Source organism: Oleiphilus sp. HI0128 (genome assembly GCF_001635365.1).
The window spans coordinates 1-1408 of the sequence record NZ_LWGG01000981.1 but is presented as its reverse complement, the minus strand read 5'-3'; the positions used below and the strand labels follow the sequence as shown (position 1 = coordinate 1408).

Sequence of the window (1408 nt, the reverse complement as noted above, 5' to 3'; positions counted from 1 at the left end):
TGTTATCACGAAAGCTTCAATCAAAGCGTTCATAAAACACCCTAAAAAACGAAACCAATGCTGATCTATGAACTCGGTTTTCATAGATCAGCCCACACCTCAAACTACCCCATCAATACTAAAACTTTCGCAGATCCTTTTTTCTGCGCATCTTCTCAAAAGCCAAAGGCTCCCATCGACGCATACCTGTGACAACACTAGTACCGAATCGCTCTTTAACAGGCAACTTTTCATCCTCTACATGTAAGCGATGAAATTCCTCTGCAAGTTGATCCAACTTTCTCTGAAAGATCAGGTTAGAGGCTTTAGAGAGCATCCCCACCACAAACTGTCGTTTGTCACTGGGCTCATCAAACCTATAGTTAAAGAACTCATTCACTAGAATTTCTTCGAAAAACCGCTGTATAGGGCCGTTCTTTTGCCAACTGAAGTTTCTATCAACTAATAACTTTATGCGATTTCCAGGCAACAACTCGATCAACTTTAGGCGATCTAATTTGGCAAGATGCTGGATTAACGCGGTCTCAGTTAAATCATAGGTAGACAATATATCTTCAAAGCTCCAACGATTTAAGGCACTATTTGCGACAATCAAAAGCGGAAGATCATCAATAATTTCTTTTTCTTGCTCAATCGTCAAACTTCGAATCTGATCAGACTGTCTCACCATCTCCACCAGATCACTAATTTCAATACCTAAAAATTCACAAATTTGATCTAGCCTTTTTAGCGAAAAGCTTTCCTCAGAAAACAAACGTTTCACGCTCGCCTCACTTAAATTGAGGGCATCAGCCACATCTGCATATTTTACATCGTTAATTTTCAAACATTTTTTCAGTGCTTTGACTAAAGCAGCGCTCTGAGACATCTGATCTCCCTATTATGAAACAGCGGTTCATGAGAATGACAGCAATACCGAATACTATGAAATATCGGGCTTATATCCAAACCTAGAATGGTTTTATCGTTACCATCAACAACTAAAATGACTGAATTAGGCCGGCGGACAACTGGATAGACGAAATGATTTATGATTGAAAAAGTCTTATAATTCTTAGATTATTGCACAAACTAGAGGCTTGAACTCAGGTTACAGACAAATATTACCAGGCTAAATGGAGTAGCGAGTAATATGACAGAGCAACAAATACCTGTGCGGGAAAGCCGTCAAAAAAAGCTTAAACAAGCTGTTGACTGCCTTAAGAAAACTATCCCACAAATGAAAGACCTTGAAATCCCAATCACCCCGGAAAACTACTTCGTTTGGTATGAGTATTTTCAAGGAATGAACCTCGAGCTACGCAAGAAAATAGATAGCCTGCTAGAAAGTGGAACGAACTTTACAGACAGCTTAAATAACTCACTCTACGAAACTTATATTGCAAACCAAACGCAGGATAAACTGAGC

The 1408-nt window shown here is 39.2% G+C and carries 2 protein-coding genes; one reads left to right on the top strand and one right to left on the bottom strand.

The genetic code is table 11. The features are described 5' to 3' along the window. Positions 1-118: 118 nt before the first annotated feature. A complete protein-coding gene (locus A3763_RS16270) occupies positions 119-868 on the bottom strand; it encodes a helix-turn-helix transcriptional regulator (protein WP_068514227.1) in 750 nt (249 codons plus the stop codon). Between the two features lie 264 nt (positions 869-1132). Here A3763_RS16270 and A3763_RS16265 point away from each other — a divergent pair. Beyond that, the coding region (locus tag A3763_RS16265; protein WP_197482938.1) for a hypothetical protein at positions 1133-1408 on the top strand (276 nt) is incomplete at its 3' end.